The following is a 24,621-nucleotide window of genomic DNA, read 5'->3' on the forward strand; positions in this document are numbered from 1 at the left end:
TGGAATCTATAATTTTTCAGAAAAACATATTACCTACAAACTAACATAATAATGGAATTAAATAAATACAGTAAAATAATCACGCAAGATGAAACACAACCAGCTTCTCAGGCCATGTTGTACGGAATTGGATTAACTGAAGAAGATCTTAAAAAAGCGCAGGTAGGAATTGTGAGTATGGGTTATGATGGAAACCCTTGCAATATGCACTTAAATGATTTGGCTAAAGATATTAAGACTGGCGTCTGGGCAGTAGATTTAGTTGGTCTGATTTTTAATACTATTGGTGTAAGTGATGGTATTTCAAATGGTAATGATGGAATGCGTTTTTCTTTGGTTTCTCGTGATGTAATTGCAGATTCTATTGAAACAGTTATGGGAGCACAATGGTATGACGGAATGATTGCTGTTCCGGGTTGTGATAAAAATATGCCAGGAGCTTTAATGGCTATGGGTAGAGTCAATCGCCCATCTATTATGGTTTATGGAGGTTCTATACATCCAGGAAAATGGAAAGGCGAGGATTTGAATATTGTTTCTGCTTTTGAAGCGTTAGGAAAAAAATTCAACAACACTATTACTCCTGAAGATTTTAAAGGTGTGATTCAAAATGCTTGTCCAGGTGCAGGTGCTTGTGGTGGAATGTATACTGCTAATACCATGTCATCTGCGATTGAAGCTTTAGGAATGAGTTTGCCTTACAGTTCTTCTAACCCTGCTTTAAGTCCAGAAAAGAAACAAGAATGTGCTGATGCTGGTAAAGCCATTAGAATATTATTAGAAAAAGACATTAAGCCTAGAGACATTATGACTCGTAAAGCATTCGAAAATGCGATTACAATTGTGGCTGTCTTAGGAGGTTCTACGAATGCGGTTATGCACTTAATTGCAATGGCGCATTCAGTAGGTGTTGCTCTTACCTTAAAAGATTTCCAAGATATTAGTGATAAAACTCCACTACTTGCTGACTTGAAGCCAAGCGGTAAATACTTAATGGAAGACTTACATAATGTTGGTGGTGTTCCAGGAGTAATGAAATATTTATTGAAAGAAGGTTTCTTACATGGAGATTGTTTAACGGTAACCGGAAAAACAATTGCTGAAAACTTAGCTTCAGTTCCTGATTTGAATGATGGACAACAAGTGATTCATGAAATCCAAAAAGCTTTAAAAGCTACTGGAAATATTCAAATTTTATACGGAAACATAGCTTCAGAGGGTTGTGTGGCAAAAATCAGCGGTAAAGAAGGAGAGTTTTTTGAAGGTACAGCAGTAGTTTTTGAAAACGAACACGATGTAATTACAGGAATTAGAGCAGGAGAGGTAAAACCAGGAAATGTGGTTGTTATTAGATATTGTGGCCCAAAAGGAGGTCCGGGAATGCCTGAAATGCTTAAACCAACATCCGCAATTATGGGAGCTGGCTTAGGAAGTACCGTCGCTTTAATTACGGACGGACGTTTTTCTGGAGGTTCTCACGGTTTCGTAGTAGGACACGTTACTCCAGAAGCCTATGAAGGCGGAGGAATTGCTTTGATAGAAAACGGTGATGTGATTTCAATTGATGCTGTGAAAAATACGATCAATATGAAAATATCTGACGAAGAATTCGCAAAACGTAAAGCCAATTGGAAAAAACCAGAATCACCAATTAAACAAGGAGTGTTACTTAAATATATTCGTTCGGTCACAAGTGCCTCTGAAGGATGTGTAACCGATAAATAATTTTCAAAAAAGAAGAGATAGAAATAAGATATTTTAAATAGATGTTTCTAATTCTAAAAAATAATAAACGTACCCATGGGAACAAATAAAATTTCCGGCGCCGAAGCCGTTATCAGATGCTTATTAGAAGAAGGAGTAGATTTGGTTTATGGCTATCCAGGTGGAGCTATAATGCCTGTTTACGACGAATTATATAAATTTAAAGATCAATTACACCACGTTTTAGTGCGTCATGAACAAGGAGCTACACATGCTGCACAAGGTTTTGCCAGAGCAACAGGAAAAGTGGGAGTAGCGATTGCAACTTCGGGGCCGGGAGCAACAAATTTAGTCACAGGAATTGCTGATGCGCAAATCGATTCGACTCCTATGGTTTGTATTACAGGACAAGTAGGTAAACATTTATTGGGATCTGATGCTTTTCAAGAAACAGATATCATTGGAATTTCGACTCCGGTAACCAAATGGAATTATCAAATTACCGAAGCATCTGAGATTCCAGAGATCATTGCAAAAGCATTTTATATTGCAAAATCAGGTCGTCCAGGTCCCGTATTAATTGATATTACAAAAAATGCTCAGTTTGACGAAATTGAATTCAGTTATAAAAAATGTACCAGCATTAGAAGTTACAATCCGAAACCAGTTTTAAATCTTGATAAGGTTAAGGAAGCAGCTGAAATAATTAATACTGCTAAAAAACCATTTATCATATTTGGTCAAGGAGTAATTCTTAGTGAAGCGGAAGCTGAGTTAAAAGCTTTGGTTGAAAAATCAGGAATTCCGGCGGCTTGGACTATTTTAGGACTTTCGGCAATGCCAACAGATCACCCATTAAATGTGGGGATGTTAGGAATGCACGGTAATTATGGTCCAAATGTTTTGACCAACGAATGTGATGTTTTAATAGCACTTGGAATGCGTTTTGACGATCGTGTTACAGGAAATTTAGCTACTTATGCCAAACAAGCCAAAGTAATTCACTTTGAAATTGATCCGGCAGAAATAGATAAAAATGTAAAAACTACGGTAGCTGTTTTGGCCGACTTAAAAGAGTCTTTAACAGCTTTACTTCCTTTAATTGAAAGTAACTCTCATGAAGCTTGGCACAATGAATTCAAAGAGAAATATGAAATAGAATTGGAAGCTGTAATCAATGACGAGTTAAAACCAAAGAGAGAAGGAATTTCAATGGGTGAAACGATCGAAATGATCAACAAACACTCAAAAGGAGATGCGATAATGGTTTCGGATGTGGGGCAACACCAAATGTTTGCGTGTCGGTATGCCAAATTCAATTCGACAAAAAGTAATGTGACATCTGGTGGATTAGGAACTATGGGATTTGCTTTACCTGCTGCGATTGGTGCCAAAATGGGAATGCCAGATCGTGAAGTCGTAGCCATTATTGGAGATGGAGGTTTTCAAATGACGATTCAGGAATTAGGAACTATTTTCCAAACCAAAGTTCCTGTGAAAATTGTGGTCTTGAACAATGAATTTTTAGGAATGGTTCGTCAGTGGCAACAATTATTTTTTGACAAAAGATACGCTTCTACGGAAATGATCAATCCTAATTTTATAGCCATTGCTGAAGGCTATTATATCAAAGCTAAAAAAGTAACAAAAAGAGAAGATTTAGATGCTGCCGTTGCTGAAATGATGGCTTCAAAAGAATCCTACTTTCTGGAAGTTATGGTAGAAAAAGAAAATAATGTATTCCCAATGATTCCAACAGGAGCATCGGTTTCGGACATTCGTTTGTCCTAAAATAGTTTAAAGTTTAAGGTTTAAAGTTGTACTAACCCGAAAATAACGTTGCACAACTTTAGACTTTAAACAATAAAACTTTAAACATAAAAAAATGGAAAATAAAACATTCACCATTTCTGTTTATTCAGAAAACAACGTTGGCTTATTAAACAGAATATCTGGAATATTCTTGAAACGCCATATTAATATTTTGAGTTTAAATGTATCAGAATCTGAAATTGAAAATGTTTCCAGATTCATCATTGTGGTTAATACAACCGAAAAATGGGTACAAAATATAGTAGGACAAATCGAAAAACAAATTGAAGTAATTAAAGCATTTTATCATATTGATGAGGAAACTATTTTCTTAGAAAATGCATTATTCAAAATTGAGTCGAGTTTGCTTTTTGATGAAAAACAAATTCAGAACATAATTAAAGAAAGCCACTCTGAAATAGTTACGGTTGCAAGAGACTTTTTTGTGATTTCAAAATCAGGACAACGTGCTGAAATAGAATCGTTATATGAAAAATTGAAACCTTTTGGAATTATGCAATTTGTGCGTTCCGGAAGAATATCGGTTTCCAAAGCAAAAATGGAAATTTCAACATTATTAGAAGAACTTAAACAAGAACCCGTTTAGTTTTAAATTGCTAAACTTATCAATCATTAAATTTTACATTCATAAAACATAAAAAAATGGCAAATTATTTCAATTCATTACCACTTAGATTACAATTAGAACAATTAGGCGTTTGCGAATTCATGGATCAATCTGAATTTGTAAACGGAATCAAAGCATTAGCAGGAAAAAAAGTAGTCATTGTAGGTTGCGGCGCACAAGGTTTGAACCAAGGTTTGAACATGAGAGATTCTGGACTAGATATTTCTTATGCATTGCGCGCAGATGCAATTTCAGAGCAAAGAGCTTCTTTTAAAAATGCTTCTGATAATGGATTCAAAGTGGGAACGTATGAAGAATTAATCCCAACAGCTGATTTGGTTTGTAACCTTACGCCAGACAAGCAACATACTGCTGTAGTTACAGCAATCATGCCTTTGATGAAAAACGGATCAACTTTGGCTTATTCTCACGGTTTTAATATTGTTGAGGAAGGAATGCAAATTCGTAAAGACATCACTGTCATTATGTGTGCGCCAAAATGTCCTGGATCTGAAGTCCGTGAAGAATATAAAAGAGGTTTTGGTGTGCCAACTTTAATTGCGGTTCACCCAGAAAACAATCCAAACGGCGAAGGCTTTGAACAAGCTAAAGCGTATGCAGTTGCTACTGGTGGTCACAAAGCTGGAGTATTGAACTCTTCATTTGTAGCCGAAGTAAAATCGGATTTAATGGGAGAGCAAACCATTCTTTGTGGAATGTTACAAACTGGCTCTATTTTATGTTTTGATAAAATGGTTGAGAAAGGAATCGAGCCCGCTTATGCGTCAAAACTAATTCAATACGGTTGGGAAACAATAACTGAAGCCTTGAAACATGGTGGAATTACAAACATGATGGATCGTTTGTCAAATCCTGCAAAAATTGAAGCGTATGAATTAGCAGATGAATTAAAAGATATCATGCGTCCGTTGTTTCAAAAACACATGGATGATATTATTTCTGGTGAATTTTCAAGAAATATGATGATTGACTGGGCTAATGATGACATCAACTTATTGACTTGGAGAGCTGCAACTGCAGAAACTAATTTCGAAAAAACAGCTCCTACAACAGCCGATATTTCGGAGCAAGAGTATTTTGACAATGGTGTTTTGATGATTGCAATGGTAAAAGCTGGTGTAGAATTGGCTTTTGAAACCATGACTCAAACAGGAATTATTGAAGAATCAGCATATTATGAATCTTTACATGAATTACCTTTGATTGCCAATACGGTAGCCAGAAAAAAATTATATGAAATGAACAGAATCATTTCAGATACTGCAGAATATGGTTGTTATTTATTTGATCATGCCTGTAAACCGTTATTAACTGATTTCATGAAAACGGTAGATACTAATGTAATAGGAAAACCTTTTTCAACTTCAAATGGAGTAGATAATGCGGTTCTTATTGCCGTAAATAAAAGCATTCGTCAACATCCAATAGAAGAAGTAGGCGAGTGGTTGAGAGAATCAATGACCGCCATGAAAAAAATAGGATAATAAAACAGGAATTACCACACATGAGGGTGTGCAGGGATTAGCACTATATCATTTGATTTCATAATATCTTGGATTAGTTAAAATATATTAAAAAAGATAAATGGATATGGATGCTTGTACATTCACTTAACTTTAAACGAGCTTGAAGTTAAGTGAAGTAGTCCCTAGTAAAAAAAAAATGGGAAGCAGTAGAAATATTATGTTTGTTTTCTAATATTTCATGCTAAAAAATTAGTAATAGAAATCCTTGATTGGAACGAAATAGTTTTGGTTGATTATTTTTCAAAAATCATCATTTATAGTACTAAATTAATTGTTATTAAATTTTGTTGATACAGAAGGTGAGGTGGATTTAAATCTATCTCGCCTTTTTGTGTTTTACTTATTTTTCTAAAAACAGCAAGAATTAAACAAATTACTATTAAAAGTGCTTTTTTATTTGAGAATCTATTTTTTTTAGCAAGTATTAATAATTTAAATAGTTTTAAGAATAGAGAGAGATTTAATACTTTTATAAAAAATTATAACATGAGCTACTACAAAATTGAAAATCTAGAACAATATTTTAAACATTACAATAAATCAGTTCGTGAACCTAGAAAATTTTGGGGTAAAATTGCAGAAGAAAATTTCACTTGGTACCAACAATGGGATAAAGTTGTTGAGTTTAATATGGCTGATGCCGATATCAAATGGTTTACGGAAGCAAAAGTCAATATTGTAAAAAATTGTATTGACAGACATCTTGCTAAAAGAGGAGAAAAAACAGCAATTATTTTTGAACCAAATGATCCAACAGAAACTGCACTACATATTACTTATAATGAATTGCACCAACGCGTCTGTAAAATGGCAAATGTTTTGCGTGAACAAGGAATAAAAAAAGGAGATAGAGTTTGTATTTATTTACCAATGATTCCAGAATTAGCCGTTTCAGTGTTGGCTTGTGCCAGAATTGGAGCCATCCATTCTGTTGTTTTTGCAGGATTTTCATCCACAGCAGTAGCAAGTCGTATAAATGATAGTGAGTGTAAAATGGTTATCACCTCAGATGGTGGTTTTCGTGGAAATAAAACGATTGACTTAAAAGGAATAATTGATGAAGCATTAGAAAAATGTTCTTGTGTAGAAAAAGTTTTAGTAGCCAAAAGAATTCATTCTGATATTACAATGAAAGAAGGTCGTGACCAATGGTTGCAGCCACTTTTAGATCAAGCTTCAGATAATAATGTTGCTGAAATCATGGATGCTGAGGATCCTTTATTTATACTTTACACTTCCGGTTCAACTGGTAAACCAAAAGGAATGGTTCACACTACGGCTGGTTACATGGTGTACACCGCTTATACTTTTAAGAATGTTTTCAATTATGAAGAAAATGATGTTTTTTGGTGTACTGCCGATATCGGTTGGATTACTGGACATTCGTATATTCTTTATGGACCATTATTGAACGGTGCAACGACAGTAATTTTTGAAGGAGTTCCTTCTTATCCTGACTTTAGTCGTTTTTGGGAAGTAATCGAAAAACATAAAGTGACACAGTTTTACACGGCACCAACTGCTATTCGTGCTTTAGCAAAAGAAAATATAAAATTTGTGCAAAAATATCCATTGAAGTCGCTTAAAGTAATTGGATCAGTAGGTGAACCTATTAATGAAGAAGCTTGGCACTGGTATAATGACCACGTGGGCGATAAAAGATGCCCTGTTGTAGATACTTGGTGGCAAACAGAAACAGGAGGAATTATGATTTCGCCAATTGCTTTTGTAACCCCAACAAAACCAACATACGCTTCATTACCATTACCGGGAATCCAACCCGTTTTGATGGATGAAAAGCGCAACGAAATTGAAGGGAATCAGGTCACTGGAAGTTTATGTATTAAATTTCCTTGGCCGGGAATTGCCAGAACCATTTGGGGCGATCACCAACGCTATAAAGACACGTATTTCTCTGCTTTTCCTGGTAAATATTTCACGGGAGACGGAGCTTTACGTGATGAAGTAGGGTATTATAGAATTACAGGTCGTGTAGACGATGTGGTAATTGTTTCAGGGCATAACCTGGGAACAGCTCCTATCGAAGATGCGATTAATGAGCATCCGGCTGTGGCTGAATCTGCAATCGTAGGTTTCCCACACGATATCAAAGGAAATGCTCTATATGGTTTTGTTATTCTTAAAGAAACTGGAGAAACCAGAAATAAAGAAAACCTTATCAAAGAAATTAATCAACACATTTCGGATCATATTGGGCCAATAGCAAAATTAGATAAAATTCAGTTTGTTTCTGGTTTACCTAAAACCCGCTCCGGAAAAATCATGAGACGAATTCTGCGAAAGATTGCAGAAGGAGACTATTCGAACTTTGGTGATATATCAACTCTTTTAAATCCTGAGATTGTAGAGGAAATAAAAGAAGGAAAGTTGTAACATAGCATTTTAAATAAAAAAATAATTTAGAACAACCTTTTATAAAGATCGCATTTTTAATATAAAACCCTTTCAAATAATCAAATTTTGAAAGGGTTTTTAGTTCTAAAAACCCATATATCAAGATTCTAATACAATTTGAAGATATGAAAACTAATACAGATAAAAATATAAAATGTTAATGTAAACCCAATGCAGCCGTTGTTTTTGACTACTTAAAATAGGAAACCTATATTTACATTTAAAGTTAAAGTACCTATGATTCAAATCGAAAAAAAATACAACATCGCACTCTGGTTAGACAAATTGTTTATTGACGATTTTGGTTTAGAACCAGTCCCAGCCTTATATTTAAAACTTTTGACACTAATCTTGGTGCTAGCTATACTATGCTTTTTATCTTGGTATTTTACGAAAATAGTTATTGTTCGTTTTTTACATAAATTTTTATTAAAAACAGAAGTAATTTGGGATGATGTTTTCATAGAAAAAAGAGTTTTTGAAAAAATGGCATACTTGATACCTGCTTTCATCGTTGTTTTAATTTCTCCTTCTATTTTTGCAGATTTCCCAACGTTAACTGATTTTGTAATACTTCTATCCAATATCTTTATAATTTTAGTATTAATTAATTTAGGTATCACCGTACTATCAGTCTTTGATGAAATTCTATCCAAGGTCATAATTTTAAAAGACAAACCTATTACCAGCTACATTCAAGTGCTTAAAATTGTAGTCTATTTTATTGGAGGAATTCTGGTTTTATCTTTAGTTTTAGGAAAAAGTCCTTTCTATTTTCTAGGCGCAATGGGAGCCATGACCGCTATTTTGCTTTTAATTTTCAAAGACACCATTTTGGGGTTTGTGGCCAGTATTCAAATGTCCGTCTATGATATGGTCCGAGTAGGAGACTGGATTTCGATGCCAAAATATGATGCGGACGGTGATGTGATGTCAATCAATTTAAATACTGTAAAAATTCAGAATTGGGATAAAACAATTACTACAATACCCACATATGCATTTATAACGGATTCTTTTAAGAACTGGCGTGGTATGAGTGACTCTGGCGGGAGACGAATAAAACGAGCGATTTATTTAAAGGTTAGCAGTTTTCAGTTTTGTGATGAGAAAATGCTCTCCCAATTCAAAAAATATAAACTAATTCAAGATTATATCACTAAAAAAGGAGATGATGTTCAAAAATTTAATTCTAAAATAATTGACAATGAAATAGATTCTGTAAACCTTCGAAGATTTACCAATATAGGTGTTTTTAGAATCTATGCTGAAAAATATATTACTGCCCATCCTGATATTAATAAAGACATGACTATAATGGTGCGCCAGCTAGAATCTACTTCAAAGGGACTACCATTAGAAATTTATTGCTTTAGCGCAGAAAAAGAATGGCTAAAGTATGAAAATATTATATCCGATATCTTTGATCATCTATTTACCATTACTTCGGAGTTTGAACTGGAGGTTTTTGAAGAACCCACAGGAAAAGACTTTAGAAATATTAACTGATAATTTAGGAATTATTCAATATCAAATAATTATGTAAGTTTTATATGAAATAATATAGTTGCTTTCTCGAACAAATCCATAAATTTACTTCTATATGAAAAATAAAGAAGTTTTAATTATTGGTGGTGGTTTAGCAGGATTGACTGCGGCGATTCATTTGTCCAAAATTGGACTTCAAGTAACGGTTATCGAAAAAAATAGTTATCCAAAACATAAAGTTTGTGGCGAATATATATCTAATGAGGTTGAACCGTATCTCAATTGGTTGGATTTAAAAATAAGCGATTTAAAACCTACACACATTACAAAACTTGAGTTTTCAACTGCAAGCGGGAAAATGATTAAAAGTGTCCTTCCACTTGGAGGTTTTGGCATCAGTCGTTTTGCTTTAGATAAATATTTGTATAAAAAAGCTCTTGAAAACGGATGCAAAATTATTCAAGACAATGTTGAAAATATACTATTTAAAGACAATCAATTTATAGTTACTACTAATAATAGCATTTTAAAATCAGAAATAGTTATTGGCGCTTTTGGCAAACGTTCTAATGTAGACCAAAAAATGAATCGGGATTTTATAGCTAAAAAATCATATTGGTTAGCGGTCAAAGCACATTATTCGGGAGATTTTCCAAATGATTTAGTTGGTCTTCACAATTTCAAAGGTGGATATTGTGGTGTTTCTAAAGTCGAAAATGATAAAATTAACATCTGCTATTTAGCCGATTACAAAACTTTCAAACAGTTCAAAAATATAGAAGAATATCAGAACAGTATCGTTTCTGAAAACCCTCATTTAAATGTAATTTTCGGAAAAAGTAATTTGCTTTTTGAAAAACCGTTAACCATAAGCCAAATATCTTTCGAAAAAAAACAAGCCGTTGAAAATCATATTTTAATGATTGGCGATACCGCAGGACTAATTCATCCTTTATGCGGCAACGGAATGGCAATGGCAATTCATAGTGCCAAAATTGTTTCAGAATTAGTTCATAAATATTATTCGGAAGAAATCAAATCCAGAAGTGAATTAGAAGAAAAATACATTAACGAATGGAATTTAAATTTCAAAAAAAGACTTAAAACTGGCCGCTTTTTATCCAGTATTTTGCAAAAACCGAAACTTTCGGCCGTATTGATGCGTTTATTAATTATATTTCCGTTTTTACTGCCTAAAATTATTAAAAAGACGCACGGAAAATCAATCATTCTTGACTTATAAATGGCGATAAATACTAAATATAGAACTGATAAACCAGAAATTATGGATGATTTTGCCATGGAAGGTGAAATTTTGCGTGATGCTTTGGACAAAATTGCTAAAATTAATCAACTTTTAGGAGGAAATCAGTTAACTTTAAAAGGAGTACAAGAACTGATTCAGGATTCTAAAAAAAGGGAAATTGTTATTGTGGACGTAGGTTGTGGCAACGGCGATATGTTAAGGACTTTAGCTGATTTTGGACTTAAAAACGATCTAAAATTTCAGTTGATAGGTATCGATGCCAACAATTTTACAATTTCGCATGCACGAAAATTATCAGATAAATACGCTAATATTAGTTATCGTTGTGAAGATATTTTTAATGAATCCTTCAATAATTTAAAGTATGATATTGTTTTATGTACTTTGACATTACATCATTTTAAAGACGATGAAATCATGCAGTTATTGAAAGTTTTTTATAATAATGCATCCATCGGAATTGTAATCAATGATTTGCATCGAAGTATAATTGCCTATCGTTTATTTCAAGCATTATGTTTTGTGTTTCAATTGAATGATATGTCAAGAGAAGATGGATTAACTTCAATTTTAAGAGGTTTTAAAAAAGAAGAATTGACAGAGTTCTCGAAAAAATTAAATTTTAAAAACTATAAAATTCATTGGAAATGGGCTTTTCGTTACCAATGGATAATTTCAAAAATATGAGTGTAAAAATCAAAACCGTTACCAAAAAGTTACCCAAATATTCCAGAAATACGGATGAAATTATTCCTTTTTTGGATGCTTGGCTCGTTGGACAAGATGAGCGTTTCATTAGAAAAGTAAAGAAAATTTTTGAAGCAGCAGCTGTTGATAAAAGGTATTCCATTATGGATCCAATTGAAGTGTTTACCAAAACTTCATTTGAAGAAAGAAACGATATTTACGTTCGTGAAGTGATTGATTTAGGCGAAAAAGTATTGGAAAAAGCGTTAGAAAAAGCAAGTTGGAACCCTGAACATTTAGATTATATAATCACAGTAAGTTGCACTGGAATTATGATTCCGTCATTAGATGCTTATCTTATTAACAAGTTAAAATTGCGTCAGGATATCGTTCGGCTTCCCGTTACTGAAATGGGTTGTGCCGCCGGGATTTCGGGGATAATTTATGCTAAAAACTTTTTGCAGGCTAATCCCGGAAAACGTGCTGCTGTAATTGCAGTAGAAAGCCCAACGGCAACCTTTCAATTAGATGATTTTTCGATGGCAAATATAGTAAGTGCTGCAATTTTTGGCGATGGAGCAGCTTGCGTTTTACTTTCTTCACATGAAGATGATGAGGGACCGGAAATTGTAGCGGAGGAGATGTATCATTTCTATGATAATATTCACATGATGGGTTTTAAACTCACGAATTCTGGTTTGCAAATGGTATTGGACATTGAAGTGCCAGAAACGATTGCTTCGCATTTCCCGGATATTATACATCCATTTTTAGAAAAAAATAATTTAAAAATAGAAGATATTGATCATTTGATATTTCATCCAGGAGGAAAGAAAATTGTCCAAACTGTTGAAAGTTTGTTTTCTAGTTTAGGTAAAAATATAGACGATACTAAAGAAGTTTTGCGTTTGTATGGAAATATGTCAAGCGCAACGGTTTTATATGTTTTAGAGCGAATAATGGACGATCAGCCTAAAAAAGGAGAAAAAGGATTAATGTTGAGTTTTGGTCCGGGTTTTTCAGCCCAACGCGTTTTATTGCAGTTTTAGCCCCCTAACTCCAAATGGGAATTGAAAAAATATGACTAACCAAGAAATAGTATCAAAATTACCGTATTCTAAGCCGTTTTTGTTTGTAGACGAAATTCTTCAAATCAATGAAAATGGGGTAGAAGGAAACTATACTTTTGATGAAAATCTTAATTTTTACAAAGGACATTTTAAAGATTATCCAGTAACTCCAGGAGTGATTTTAACAGAAACTATGGCGCAAATTGGATTGGTTTGTTTAGGGATTTTTTTATTAAATGATACATTTAATAAAAATACTTCAATCGCCTTAACGTCAACAGAAATAGAGTTTATAAAACCTGTTTTTCCTAAAGAAAAGGTGACCGTAATTTCAAAAAAAGTATACTTTAGATTCGGAAAATTAAAATGTAAAGTCATTATGAAAAACGAAAATGGAGAAGAAGTTTGTACAGGAACAATTGCCGGAATGATCCTCTCCCCAGCCCTCTCCAAAGGAGAGGGAGCCGAAATTGGATTAAAATAATCTGTCGAAAATGTCATTGAAATTAAATTTTATATGGAAAAAAGAGTAGTAATAACGGGTCTTGGTGTTGTTGCTCCAAATGGAGTAGGACTTGATGGGTTTACACATGCCATCAAAAATGGAATTTCGGGGATTAAGCACGACGCTGAGTTGGAACGATTGCAGTTTTCATGTCAAATAGCTGGAAAACCAGCCATTTCTACTGAATTAGCTTTAAAGTATTTTTCTGAGTTAGAGTTACGAAACTTCAATTCTACGGGAATTTTATATGGAGTGATTGCCGGAATTGACGCTTGGAAAGATGCAGGATTATCTTTGGAAATAAAAGAAGAGCCGGATTGGAATAGCGGAACTATTTTTGGAACAGGAACATCAGGAATTGATAAATTTCGGGAAAGCATTTATAAAATAGATGATTTTCAAACGCGAAGATTGGGCAGTACTGCCGTAGCTCAAACGATGAACAGCGGCGTGAGCGCTTATCTGGGAGGGAAATTAGGATTAGGAAATCAAGTGTCTACTAATTCTTCGGCTTGTACAACAGGAACGGAGAGTATTTTAATGGCGTATGAAAGGATAAAATTTGGTCAGGCCAAACGCATTTTGGCAGGAAGCACCAGCGATTCAGGGCCTTATATTTGGGGTGGCTTTGATGCTATGAAAGTCTGTACTTTTAAGCATAATGAAAATCCGGAACAGGGCTCAAGGCCAATGTCTGCAAATGCTTCAGGATTTGTTCCCGGAAGTGGAGCAGGAGCTTTGGTTTTAGAAGATTTAGAAAGTGCATTGAACAGAGGTGCTACAATCTATGCAGAAGTTTTGGGCGGTAATGTAAATTCTGGTGGACAACGCGGTTTAGGAACGATGACTGCACCAAATCCTATTGCTGTGCAGAAATGTATAATTAATGCCATTGCAAACGCTGGAATTTCAGCCAATGAAATTGACGCAATCAACGGACATTTGACAGCCACTTCTAAAGACAGTTTAGAAATTCAGAATTGGAGTGAAGCTTTGGGCAGAAAAGGAAAAGATTTCCCATACATAAACTCTTTGAAATCAATGGTAGGTCATTGTTTGTCCGGAGCGGGAAGTATAGAAAGTGTGGCTTCGGTACTGCAATTGCATAACGGATTTATTTTTCCGAATATTAATTGTACCGATTTACATCCTGAAATTACAGCAATAATTGATGATTCTAGAATACCACAACAACTAATTGAAAAAAAATTAAATATAATAGCAAAAGCCAGTTTTGGTTTTGGAGATGTAAATGGATGCGTAATTTTTAAGAAATATATTTAGTCACAAATTCGTCGGTAATTTAGAATTCAATACATTAACAAAAAGTAAAAAATTATGAATAAAGAACAAACAATTGAAGAATTAAAGAACATAATAAAGCCGTATATTCAAAATCAAGAAGCTTTTGATGTGCTTACAGAAGATACTGATTTTATAAATGATTTGAAAATCAATTCTGCTAATTTAGTAGATGTGATTTTAGATATCGAAGAGAAATATGATATTGTAATTGATAATGAGGCTATGGAACGCATGATTAATGTAAAAGCAGCAATGGAAATTATCGAGAATAAATTATCAGAAAAAAATTCGTGAATTAGCAGTAAAAAGTCAGTAAAAAAATGATTGGAAACGACATAGTAGATTTGGCTTTAGCCAGAAAAGAAAGCAATTGGAAACGAGACCGATTTTTAGATAAAATATTTACTAAAAACGAGCAACAATTGATTTTGAATGCTGTGAATCCAGAAATCATGGTTTGGAATTTATGGTCCCGAAAGGAAGCAGCTTATAAAATCTACAATCGTGAAACTAGTATTCGAGGTTTTTTTCCTTTACAACTGGACTGTTCTTTCGAAAACGCAACTTTGGGAACCGTTTCCATAAAAAAGAAAATATATTTCACTCAAAGTAAAATTGAAAACGATTCAATCTATACAATTGCCGTTGCAGAAAAAAAACATTTCGACAGGATTGAAAATATTAGTTCTTCCGATGAAATCTATAAAAATAACGGAATACCTTTTATAATTGATTCTACTTCAAAAATAAAAAAACCAGTTTCCATAACTCATCACGGAAGATTTTGGAAAGGAATAACGCTGATGGATTAAAGAAAATATTACTTTATACCCAATCTGGATTTCAATTTCAAAAACAATAAAGCCGTTTTATAAGCATCTTCAGCTGATGAATTTCGTTCGCTTTTAGGAATGTTATAAATTGCACAAAGTTCATCCAATGAAAATTGTTTGTCATTAATATCATTTAGTTTCCTGTGCATAACATCAACATCCAGAGCTTCGTTTTTCAAACGACCGCAATCTAATCGTTCCAGGGCTGCATTAATCATTTCAACATCAAAATCTATATGGTGTCCTACCAAAATAGAGTTTCCGATAAATTCAACAAAGGATTTTATAGCATCAGGCTCCCCCAATTTTTTCATTTTACTTTCTACTAAAAATTCATTAGAAAGACCGTTATCATGAAAGAATTTATATTGTAATAAAACTGCTTCAAAACTATCTCCAATAGCAATACTATCATTAGTAACCGCAAATGATCCAATAGACAAAATGACATCTTTATCAGGATTTAACCCGGAAGTTTCAGTGGAGAAAACAACAAATCGAGTCGATTTTTTATCAAATTTAGAAGCATAGGTTTTCCAAAATTCTGGATATTCTTTATTAATATTTTTTAACCAGTCTAACATAATTATGAAAATTGAGTAAGTTGAAATTTATTTTTGATTAATTCTTCCAATTCCTTCATTGGAGCCAAGGAATTTTTCAATTTTTCTCTATCAATTTTTGAAAGTTCATTCAAATTTATAAATTGACCGGAATTATCATTCTTTAAACCTTCGAGAGTTCTAAATTTGGATAAAATTAAAAATGCTTCCGCACAATTTAGATAAATTTCAGCATGTTTTGGATCCGTAATGGATAATTGTTTGAATCTTTGAAAAGTGTTATTGATTCCTCGGATATCAAAATTTAAAATAAACAAACGCGCCCCATCAATCAGAGGCATCAAGGCACGTGTTTTTATGTCAAATTTATCTTTGTTTAGACCTTCTTCTTCCACAACGAAATTTTTGAAAAAAGTCAATGGTGAATTTTTTCTTAAAGCATCATTTCCTAGGAAGTCAAAGAATAGAGTATTGTTTTTAGCATTTTTAAAAACAACATTTCCAATGGCATCTTCAATTTTTTGTTCGCCAAAAGTAATTTCGTAATCAAAGAAAATACTACTTAAATCATTACTATTTTCACCTGGAGTATTCATCCAGCTATCATATTGTTTCGTCCAATCAGTCAATGACTTACACCAAAGCATATTGCTCCCCATATGTCCATTTGGACATAACTCATAACCTATTTTTTCTAGTGTTGCAGTTGTCTTTTTTCCAAGTCTAAGGAAATAATCTTTTACTTCACGATATTTTTCAGCAGCAACATCTTCAAAAATTAAGATGCTGTCCTGATCCGTTAACAGTAATTGTTCTTTTCTTCCTTGACTTCCTATACTTAACCACGCAAAACGGGCAGGAGGTGAGCCTAAATCCAAAATAGATAATTCAACGGAGCGTTTAATGATAGCCAAGTTAATCTCGCTGGCAATATTGAAAATGTGTGAAAGTGGAATATTTTTAGAAATTGAAGTCTGAATCAAATCGGTTAGGCGTTCCCGAATTTGTTTTAGTTCTTTTGGTGATTGGCAACGTTTTATTTCTTTGATCAAAACCCCTGGATTATTGGCTTGAGCTACTATTAAATCGTGTTCTGTTATAATTCCTTTCACTTCAGATTTATCAGTTCCATCATGAGTTACACACAAATGCGTCACATTGTGCTTTAACATCAATAATTGAGCTTCCGCTAGAGAAACATTTTCAACTACTGTGATCACTGGAGAGGACATGATTTTATCTACTGAAACCGTTACCGGATATCTACCAGTTGCAATTTTCGAGCGCATATCAGAATCGGTAATGATCCCCAAAGGAATATTATTATCGCATACTATGATATTATTTTTTAATGATTCGGTCATTAATTGCGCAACGTCTTTTACAATTGCTGTTCCCATTGTTCTTAAAGGGGAAGTATTATAGGATAATGATTGAAAATATTGCATTTCCGATTGCTGATCCGAATAAAATACATTATCAGAAATCAATTTTCCAATTAAATTCTCTTTGTCTTTTGGATTTCGAGTGTTTACGGCAAAACTTTCCAGTAAGAAATTTAAAACATCAGAATTATTGGCTACAAAAGGGCGAAAAGTAGCTATAGGAATAGCGTAAACAATAGTTTCTTCTCTCGCTTTAGCGGTCATCATATAATTGTTTTTGGCAAAAAACGGGCGTAAACCAAAAATATCTCCTTCGTTACATTTATTTAATAATGTTTCCTCAGCATCAGCTATAACAGATAAATTAATCACTCCCGAAGCTACTACATAAAAGCTATCATGCAATAGATCATTGATTTGAAATAGTATTTTTTGTTTTTCCAAATTAACAACGCGAATGCTCATTGCTATTTCAGATAACTCTTCAAATGTCAAGTGGTTAAATGGCGGATATTCCTTCAAAAAATCAGCAATATGTTGAGCGATTGTATTCATAGTGTAACAAAATAAATAATCTATATTTCTGTAAAAATAACAAATTTAAAAATCATAACACTACCAATAATAAGGCAAAATAGTTAAATTATACATTACTTAATTTTTTCATAAATTAAAAGAGCAATATGATGAATTATGTCAACTTTTTTTACTTTTATACCTTAACCAATACATTTAAATTATGAAATTACTTAGAAAAATACATTTTTCTCTTATTGCATTATTGATTGTGAATTTTATTAATGCGCAGGATAAACCCACATCAACAAAGGAAGTTGTAACTGGTAAAATTAATGGAGCCACAATCACCATTAACTACGGAAGTCCTTCGGTAAAAGGCAGAGAGATTTGGGGAAAATTAGTTCCATTTAATCAAGTTTGGCGTGCTGGAGCCAATGATGCTACAACTTTTGAAACTGATAAAGAGGTTATGATAGAAGGTGCTAAATTGCCAGCTGGTAAATATTCTTTCTTCATAATACCAAATGACAAAGAATGTACAATAATTTTCAATAAAGAAGCCAAACAATGGGGAGCTTATAAATATAAAGAAAATGAAGATCAATTAAGAGTTACGGTTAAGCAAGAAGTAGCTAAATCGAAAACTGAAAAATTAGTTTACGTTATCGAAAAAGATACGGTTTCGTTGAATTGGGATAATTGGATGATACCATTTTCAGTAAAGTAAGTTGATAGATTTTTATAATTTCATAAACAGCATCTGTAATAGTAGATGCTGTTTTTTTATGGTACATATACTGGTTTTTTACAAAATCTATTTTACATAATATAAATTATAGTTCATTTAGATGTGTTGTAATATTATAACTTTATAATGTACTTTCAATAAACTATTATCTTTGATGTATCTATATAAAACATAAAGACACGAACAATTAGCATACATTATTCGTGTCTTTTCTTTTTTAAATTTAAACTGTAACTACAATTTTTTTGGATGTTTTAAACGTACTATACCCATAATACGCAACTACAGCCAAACATATCAATGGCAAAATAAAAGAAAAATTAACTTCTGGAATAAAGCCAAATAATTTAATATCAGCAAAACCAGAACCGCCTAAATCCAAAATACTTCCTTGCATAACCGGCATCAATGCGCCACCAACGATTGCCATAACTAAACCTGCAGACCCAATTTTTGCTTCATCTCCCATATCTTTTAGTGCTATTCCATAAATTGTTGGAAACATAACGGACATGAAAATAGAAATACAAACTAGCGAAATTAATCCAGGCATTCCTTGTAATACAATCGCTCCAGCTGCGCAAATAACTCCTCCAATACCAAATAACATTAATATTTTTGAAGGATTTATGGTTTTCATTAAACCAGTTCCAATCCATCGGCCCATTAAAAATAAAATCATGGCCGCTATGTTGTAATATGTGGCTGTTAATTCTAATCCAAATGTTTTGTTGATGTTGTCTACATATTGAAAAATAAAGGTCCAACACATAATTTGCGCACCAACATAAAAAGCTTGCGCAATTACGCCGTGTTTGTAATTTTTATTGGCAAATAACTTTTTAAATGATTCCGTTACTGACATTTTATCTTCTTGTGCCGTTTTAGGCATTTTTGTTAAAATAATAATGATTAAAATTACTAAGACAAAAATTCCTAATCCAATGTACGGGATACTAATAATATCTAAATCATTTTCACGAATACTGGCCAACTCACTTGAGGTTAAAGCTTTATACGCTTCTTGTGTATAGTCATCTGATTTTATTTCTTTAATAACTAAAAACTGCGCCATCACTAGTCCAGTTATCGCTCCAATTGGGTTAAATGCCTGCGCTAAATTCAAACGTTGTGTTGCGGTTTCTTTATTTCCAAGGAATAAAATCAAAGGGTTTGAAGTAGTTTCCAGAAATGCTAATCCACAAGTGATCACCCATAGTGAAACAAGGAAAAATGTATAACTTTGGTAATGTGCCGCCGGATAGAATAAAAAAGCACCCGTTGCGTATAAAATAAGTCCTAATATTATTCCAGATTTATAGCTGTATTTTCTAATGAATAATGCAGCTGGCAATGCCATAAAGAAATAGCCAAAATAAAATGCAAATTGTACTAATGATGCTTGTGTATTCGATAGTTCCGGCATCACTTTTTTGAAAGTAGAAACCATCGGAGTTGTTAAATCATTGGCAATTCCCCATAGCGCAAATAATATGGTTATGATGATAAATTGAAAAGCGAATTCCTTACTGACTACAGGGATTTTTTTGAATTGATTCATTGTTGGGTTGGTTTAATTGGTTAGTTATAAATAGTTGCTGATTCCTTGATTTTCGTTTCTATTTTATCAAATCCAGATAAGAAATCATCGATTTCCGAGGATGAAATTACTGGGTTTGCGCCTTCATTTTGGGCAACAATCGCCCCAACAGCACTGGCAAAATTAATGGCGTATTGTGGGTCCTCTCCATTCATTAACATTATAATTAACGAAGCCAAAAATGAATCCCCGGAACCTACAGTATCAACAACATTTACTTTGAATCCACAATTATGATAAAAAGTATCATTGCAATACAATACCGCACCATGAGATCCAAGAGTAACACAAACAGTATCGGTATTGGTTTCCTTTGCAATGAATTTTATATTTTGCTCCAATGACCTTTTATTTGAATTTAAATCTTCGCAAATTTCATTTAACTCATCATCGTTAAACTTAATAAAATCAGCTGCATGCAATAAATCCAAAACATTTTTCTTGGTGTAATGTGGCACTCTTAAATTCACATCAAATATTTTATATTTTGCTACCGCTAAAAGTTGTTCCAATGTTTTTCTGGAAACTAAATCTCTTGAAGATAAACTTCCATAAACAAAAAAGTCTGCTTTTTCAACAATAGAAATATTCTCATTTGAAATTTCAATTTTGTCCCACGCCGAAGGATAATTGATATCATACGAAGCATTTCCTTTTTCATTCAAAATAACATTGACTAAACCCGTTGGATAATTATCCTTTACTTGAACAGCATCAGTGTTAATTCCTGAAACATTCAAATATTCTATTAATTCTTTTCCGTTTAAATCGTTGCTTACTCCACTGATAACGGAAACCTCCCCTCCTAGCGAATTTAATCTTGAAGCCACATTTAGCGGAGCTCCACCAATTTTTTTGTGCTCGAGAAATACATCAAAAAGGATTTCTCCAAAACAAACACCGTTTAATTTCTTTTTCATTTTTTTGATTTTTATTGTAAAAAAGCATTGAACAATTACTTTTTTTTAGGTTTATTTATAGTTGATTGGTATACCATTTGTCTACCATTTTCTTCATAAAAGCAAGACTGCCTTTGGCGAGATCTTCTGAGTTGTATTTAGAAGGTCTCCACAAGGAAGTTGGTCCAACTAATGCTGTAATTTCTGAAGAAAAATTCTCCAAAACTAGCGGACCTTGATAGTTAATGGCTGCCAAAGCTTTGAAAAAATCATCCCAATGAACGTTTCCTTCGCCGGTCATACCGCGATCACTTTCCGTTATATGTATATGTTTTAATCTGTTTCCTGCACGAATAATGGGATCATAGAAATTTCGCTCTTCAATATTCATGTGAAAAGTATCCAGGTGCAATCCTATATTAGGTTTTCCGATAGATTCAATCATATCCAATACTTCATCTGCAGCAGTAAAAACGTAACTTTCATACCGATTAATAGGTTCGGGAGCAATAGTGATATTTCTTTTGTTGGCATAATCAGCAACTTCCGTAAATACTTGCTGAATTATTATCCTTTCTTCTTTGGTACAAGGATTTCCGGTAAACGTTCCAATTGCGGAATGCAAAACCCCTCCTAAAAAATCACCTTCCATTTCGGCTACTTTGTCAAGAGCTGATTTTATAAGCGAAGTTGCTTGTTCAGGATATAAAGGAATGTGACAGTTTGCGGGTAAATTCAATGTGCAACGACCGGTAATACGGTTGTCGTCAAGTAGTTTTTTTGTTGTTTTAGCATCGAAATCTAATGAACTTGGTAGGATAATTTCAAGCATATCAAAACCATATTCAGCGGTCTTTTCTATTGCAAAACGGCATCCTTCAGCAGTCCATCCGGGGATAAATGATAAAATTGTTGTTCCAAAAATTGGCATATCTATATAATTTTAAATTTATTTCTTAAAATAACCACCATTCCGTTTTTACTCCAATAAAAGAGCCCCAACGTTTTTGGTTCACTTGTAAAAAAGGCGAATAGTTATTATTACTGGCGTAATCGTTGTGGTGTGCTAACGTGGCTATAAGTCTGATGTGTGGACGGCTCCAAGGGTCTTTTTTTCCTAAGGGCACAATGGTAGGAACAAAAGAAAATTTCCACATATTGGCTTCTGGATTATCACCATCTTTTCGTACGGCATAATGCACTTCTTCAATCAAGTGCAACCACTTCGTTACATAAAAAAAGCTTCTGAAACCAACTACGAAATCCGTTTTTTGATTATATAATTGATTACCATTGAAATACTCGTCCGTATTCGTATTGGCAGAACCACCTTTGCTTTTTGTGAAAACGCCATATCCGTTGATACTGAATTTTTGCGAGAGGTTTAGCAGAAAATGCTCCACCATGGTAAAGGAATACGCATTTGTATATTTTCCTTCAGAATCTGGCGCTCCGTAAGTTGCCCAAGTAAAAGTGTTTCCGTTATCGCCCCCATTTGCAATACCGGAACCATATCGTACCGAAAGCTGATTGAACGAACCCGGTAAAGCAGTTTTGAATGGATTATTGTATTTAATTCCAGCGACCCAGCCGTTATCCGATGGATAGTTTTTAGAAGCATTTTTTGAGTTGTCAGCAACATAATGAAACTCCCCCAAAAGTTTGATGACATTATCATTTTTCAAATGAAAACTATGTTCCCCAATCCAAACCATGCGTTGGCGAATAGCAGGATTTGTTGCGCCGGCAACGGTAACTTCATAATTATAAGCATACACATTTGTTGAATCAGCAGAAGCTGGCATTAGCATGGTTAGTTCTGTGTTTTTATGGCTTACGCCAAAACCTTGCGCGGAATGATCATCAAAATAAAAGTAATCACTGATATGAATGTCATCATAGCGACGAAAACGAGACCCAGCCCATGCAGACCATTTACTTCCCATGATATTTCTGGCTTCAATATAAGCTTCGGGAAGAATAAAAGTCAACCCATAATTAGAACGGGAACTTACATTTCCCACAAACTGACCATTGGCTGAATACATTCCCAAACGCATTTGGAACGTTACGTTTGTGCTGTCTTTACCGTCAATTTTTGGAGAAAAGTGTAGTGCAGGTAATATATCGATATAGTCCGTTTGTTCTAAACGTCCGCCTAATGATCCTTGACCGGAAAGATTCAAAGGTTTCCACATGTTTCCTTCACCATTTGGCGAAAGCCCAACCCCGATTCGACCCGTTGTTCCTAATGAAAAATTCGAATTAGTTATAACCACCTGTGAATAAATTGGCATGAACAGTATTGAAAATAAGAATATAAAAAGTGCTTTTTGCATAGAAGTTTTATTTTAAAAAATGGCTCAAATAAGTTTTTGGTGGTTTTAAATTTTATGAACGGTAACTATTATATACTTAAATTTTATTTTTTTATGCTCTTAATATATCAAATACTTGAATCTGTTTCAGGTCAAAAATTTGGTTTTACAATATTATAAAAGCTTTTTAATATTAAACGTCATTTTGATTATTATTTTTCAAATGTATTATTTTTTTTTAATTAGCAATAAAAAAAACTTAAAAATTATCTATATATGGCAAATATTAGCATAATAATGTGCTTTTTTAATAAATATGAATTAATTTGTTATAAAATATATATAACGTAATAGTGACGTTTAATTACAAAAGTAATTCATATTTTAGAAAATATTTAATTATAAATAAATCATTAGTTTTGTAGTAGGAAAAGATGTTGTGTAACATTGCCTCTTTGAAAAATTATTTATATTCTCACTCTTTATTATGTCTAAAATAATTCCAAATATATCTGTAGACTGCGTCGTTTTTGGTTTTGACGGCACTACCAAATCACTTAACGTATTATTGATAAAACGCTACTTAGAATCTAAGGAAAATCACGAGCCGTTGGTTAACGATTATGTTCTTACGGGCTACCATACTTTTGAGCAGGAAACCATAGATGAAACTGCAACCAGAGTTTTGAAGGAGTTAACAGGGCTTGATGATGTTTATAAAAAACAGTTTAAAGTTTTTGGAGATCCAAATCGTTTGATGAATGAAAAAGATATTATTTGGGCCCAAAATGAAAATTTCAACCAACGTACCATAACAATTGCGTATTATTTTTTATTGAAAACTCAAGAAGTAAATTTAGAAAATAACAAATATGAAGCACAGTGGTTTCCTGTGAATGATTTACCGGAATTGGGATTTGATCACAAAGATATTATCAATGAAGCCTATGCTGACTTAAAAGAAAAAGCACTCTACAAACCTATTATTTTTGAACTTTTGCCTGATAAATTCACTTTCAATGAATTACAAGACACTTATCAATCTATTTTAGGAAATGAAATGGATAATCGAAATTTTAGAAGAAAACTACTGACGAAAAAGTATATTATTGCCTTGGATGAAAAACAAGTAGGTGTTTCAAAAAGACCATCCCAACTCTTTATGTTCAGCAAGGATGTGTATCAAAAAATTTATAAGGAATCTTATTTAATCAATATTTAAATTGCTGTTTTTTTTTAAAAGATTGATTGATTTCAATTTGTTATATAAAACAGGAAAGTGTCTCGATTCGGATGTTAATTATTTACCTTTGCAAAAAATTAAAAAA

Annotated in this window: 21 protein-coding genes; 15 read left to right on the plus strand and 6 right to left on the minus strand. The window is 33.2% G+C overall.

Features of this window, described 5'->3' with window-relative positions; translation table 11 throughout:
* Window positions 1-51: 51 nt before the first annotated feature.
* From ilvD to AC0J6S_RS12945, 13 genes are all read left to right on the plus strand, one after another.
* Complete coding sequence (gene ilvD, locus AC0J6S_RS12885) at window positions 52-1,725, plus strand: dihydroxy-acid dehydratase (protein ID WP_474954181.1); 1,674 nt, start codon at window positions 52-54, stop codon at window positions 1,723-1,725.
* A 75-nt stretch (window positions 1,726-1,800) separates the two neighbouring features.
* Window positions 1,801-3,495, plus strand: coding sequence for a biosynthetic-type acetolactate synthase large subunit (gene ilvB / locus AC0J6S_RS12890; protein ID WP_474954182.1), 1,695 nt, complete (start codon window positions 1,801-1,803; stop codon window positions 3,493-3,495).
* Between the two features lie 94 nt (window positions 3,496-3,589).
* Window positions 3,590-4,123: an acetolactate synthase small subunit gene (gene ilvN / locus AC0J6S_RS12895; RefSeq protein ID WP_121365410.1), complete on the plus strand. Its 534-nt coding sequence runs from the start codon at window positions 3,590-3,592 to the stop codon at window positions 4,121-4,123.
* 56 nt (window positions 4,124-4,179) lie between these two features.
* A complete protein-coding gene (gene ilvC / locus AC0J6S_RS12900) occupies window positions 4,180-5,649 on the plus strand; it encodes a ketol-acid reductoisomerase (protein WP_474954183.1) in 1,470 nt (489 codons plus the stop codon).
* Window positions 5,650-6,177: 528 nt separating this feature from the next.
* Window positions 6,178-8,085 (plus strand): acetate--CoA ligase, encoded by a 1,908-nt coding sequence (gene acs / locus AC0J6S_RS12905; RefSeq protein ID WP_474954184.1) that lies wholly within the window; start codon window positions 6,178-6,180, stop codon window positions 8,083-8,085.
* A gap of 258 nt (window positions 8,086-8,343) precedes the next feature.
* Window positions 8,344-9,615, plus strand: a complete 1,272-nt coding sequence (locus AC0J6S_RS12910; RefSeq protein ID WP_474954185.1) for a mechanosensitive ion channel family protein — start codon at window positions 8,344-8,346, stop codon at window positions 9,613-9,615.
* Window positions 9,616-9,709: 94 nt separating this feature from the next.
* Entirely contained in the window at window positions 9,710-10,837 is a 1,128-nt protein-coding gene (locus AC0J6S_RS12915; protein WP_474954186.1) for an NAD(P)/FAD-dependent oxidoreductase, read from the plus strand.
* Window positions 10,838-11,548: a methyltransferase domain-containing protein gene (locus tag AC0J6S_RS12920; RefSeq protein ID WP_474954187.1), complete on the plus strand. Its 711-nt coding sequence runs from the start codon at window positions 10,838-10,840 to the stop codon at window positions 11,546-11,548.
* Entirely contained in the window at window positions 11,545-12,597 is a 1,053-nt protein-coding gene (locus AC0J6S_RS12925) for a type III polyketide synthase (RefSeq protein WP_474956365.1), read from the plus strand. Before AC0J6S_RS12920 ends, AC0J6S_RS12925 begins: the two co-directional genes overlap by 4 nt.
* A gap of 31 nt (window positions 12,598-12,628) precedes the next feature.
* The gene (locus tag AC0J6S_RS12930) at window positions 12,629-13,102 is read left to right on the plus strand and encodes a 3-hydroxyacyl-ACP dehydratase FabZ family protein (RefSeq protein WP_474954188.1); all 474 of its coding nucleotides are present in this window, start codon (window positions 12,629-12,631) and stop codon (window positions 13,100-13,102) included.
* Between the two features lie 33 nt (window positions 13,103-13,135).
* Entirely contained in the window at window positions 13,136-14,407 is a 1,272-nt protein-coding gene (locus tag AC0J6S_RS12935; RefSeq protein WP_474954189.1) for a beta-ketoacyl-[acyl-carrier-protein] synthase family protein, read from the plus strand.
* A 54-nt stretch (window positions 14,408-14,461) separates the two neighbouring features.
* On the plus strand, window positions 14,462-14,722 hold the full coding sequence (locus AC0J6S_RS12940; protein WP_474954190.1) for an acyl carrier protein: 261 nt from the start codon (window positions 14,462-14,464) through the stop codon (window positions 14,720-14,722).
* Window positions 14,723-14,748: 26 nt separating this feature from the next.
* The gene (locus AC0J6S_RS12945; RefSeq protein WP_474954191.1) at window positions 14,749-15,240 is read left to right on the plus strand and encodes a 4'-phosphopantetheinyl transferase family protein; all 492 of its coding nucleotides are present in this window, start codon (window positions 14,749-14,751) and stop codon (window positions 15,238-15,240) included.
* Between the two features lie 8 nt (window positions 15,241-15,248).
* Here the strand turns inward: AC0J6S_RS12945 and AC0J6S_RS12950 are convergent, their stop codons facing one another.
* Window positions 15,249-15,845 carry a 3'-5' exonuclease gene (locus AC0J6S_RS12950; RefSeq protein WP_474954192.1) on the minus strand — a complete coding sequence of 199 codons (597 nt, stop codon included), beginning with the start codon at window positions 15,843-15,845 and terminating at the stop codon, window positions 15,249-15,251.
* Between the two features lie 2 nt (window positions 15,846-15,847).
* Window positions 15,848-17,764: a DUF294 nucleotidyltransferase-like domain-containing protein gene (locus tag AC0J6S_RS12955; protein ID WP_474954193.1), complete on the minus strand. Its 1,917-nt coding sequence runs from the start codon at window positions 17,762-17,764 to the stop codon at window positions 15,848-15,850.
* Window positions 17,765-17,948: 184 nt separating this feature from the next.
* Here AC0J6S_RS12955 and AC0J6S_RS12960 point away from each other — a divergent pair, with 184 nt between their 5' ends.
* Window positions 17,949-18,455, plus strand: a complete 507-nt coding sequence (locus tag AC0J6S_RS12960) for a DUF2911 domain-containing protein (RefSeq protein ID WP_474954194.1) — start codon at window positions 17,949-17,951, stop codon at window positions 18,453-18,455.
* Window positions 18,456-18,699: 244 nt separating this feature from the next.
* Here AC0J6S_RS12960 and fucP read toward each other — a convergent pair whose 3' ends face one another.
* Genes fucP through AC0J6S_RS12980 form a run of 4 tightly spaced genes read right to left on the minus strand, consistent with a single transcriptional unit; the run spans window position 18,700 to window position 23,314 of the window.
* Window positions 18,700-20,037: an L-fucose:H+ symporter permease gene (fucP, locus tag AC0J6S_RS12965; RefSeq protein ID WP_474954195.1), complete on the minus strand. Its 1,338-nt coding sequence runs from the start codon at window positions 20,035-20,037 to the stop codon at window positions 18,700-18,702.
* 20 nt (window positions 20,038-20,057) lie between these two features.
* Window positions 20,058-20,996 (minus strand): carbohydrate kinase family protein, encoded by a 939-nt coding sequence (locus tag AC0J6S_RS12970; protein WP_474954196.1) that lies wholly within the window; start codon window positions 20,994-20,996, stop codon window positions 20,058-20,060.
* 55 nt (window positions 20,997-21,051) lie between these two features.
* Window positions 21,052-21,906: a sugar phosphate isomerase/epimerase family protein gene (locus AC0J6S_RS12975; protein WP_474954197.1), complete on the minus strand. Its 855-nt coding sequence runs from the start codon at window positions 21,904-21,906 to the stop codon at window positions 21,052-21,054.
* A 25-nt stretch (window positions 21,907-21,931) separates the two neighbouring features.
* The gene (locus tag AC0J6S_RS12980) at window positions 21,932-23,314 is read right to left on the minus strand and encodes a carbohydrate porin (RefSeq protein ID WP_474954198.1); all 1,383 of its coding nucleotides are present in this window, start codon (window positions 23,312-23,314) and stop codon (window positions 21,932-21,934) included.
* A 466-nt stretch (window positions 23,315-23,780) separates the two neighbouring features.
* Here AC0J6S_RS12980 and AC0J6S_RS12985 point away from each other — a divergent pair, with 466 nt between their 5' ends.
* A complete protein-coding gene (locus AC0J6S_RS12985) occupies window positions 23,781-24,515 on the plus strand; it encodes an NUDIX hydrolase (protein WP_474954199.1) in 735 nt (244 codons plus the stop codon).
* Window positions 24,516-24,621: the final 106 nt, after the last annotated feature.

This window comes from Flavobacterium sp. TS_SC_5 (assembly GCF_056156265.1).